Source organism: Burkholderia sp. YHN3-13, from assembly GCF_055810675.1.
Genome location: NZ_JBVVNQ010000089.1, coordinates 1 through 684, shown reverse-complemented (window position 1 = coordinate 684; position 684 = coordinate 1). Strand labels below are relative to the sequence as shown.

The 684-nt window shown below is 71.3% G+C and carries 1 protein-coding gene and 1 pseudogene; both read left to right on the top strand.

Annotated features, from left to right (window positions below; all coding sequences use genetic code 11):
- A partial coding sequence (locus AC0KUR_RS38015) for an NHL repeat-containing protein (RefSeq protein WP_473377408.1) occupies positions 1-387 on the top strand: 387 nt, incomplete at its 5' end.
- An 11-nt stretch (positions 388-398) separates the two neighbouring features.
- A pseudogene (locus tag AC0KUR_RS38010) lies at positions 399-684 on the top strand (deferrochelatase/peroxidase EfeB); the annotation flags it as partial.

The following is a 684-nucleotide window of genomic DNA, read 5'->3' as shown; positions in this document are numbered from 1 at the left end:
CCGACCGGCCTCGCGCTGTCGGGCGACCAGAAGAAGCTGTACGTCTCCGACGCGATCGGCAACCGCGTCGTCGAGATCGACGATCCGCTCACGCGCGACACGAGCGCGGGCGTCGGCCGCCAGGTGACGGCCGACGGCTTTCTGCGCCGCCCGCTCGCACTCGCGACCGCGCCGAACGGCCATCTGCTCGCGACCAACGCGCTGAACGGCCAGGTCGTCGAGATCGATCCGGTCGCCGGCAAGCAGCTCTATGCGCGCTGGATCGATACCGACAAGGCGCAGTCGCCGCCCGGCAACGGCGACCTGTTCGGGATCGCGATGACGCCCGACGGCGACGGCTTCTATTACGTCCAGGACGACGTCAACACGCTGATGCTCGCGAAGTAACGGAGCCGACCATGGCAGACGATCTGAACCCGCCGTCGCGCCCCGCGCGCCGCGGCTTCCTGAAGGCCGGCGGCGCCGCAGTGGCCGCGGGCCTCGCGGCGGGCACGATGCCGGCCGCACGCGCGGCCGACGCGGCGCCCGCGGTCGCACCGGGCGCGCACGCGCACGACGACGACATCGAGCCGTTCTACGGCAAGCACCAGGGCGGCATCACGACGCCGCAGCAGCGCAACGCATATTTCGCGGCGCTCGACCTCACCACGACCCAACGCGCGGACGTGATCGCGCTGCTGAAGA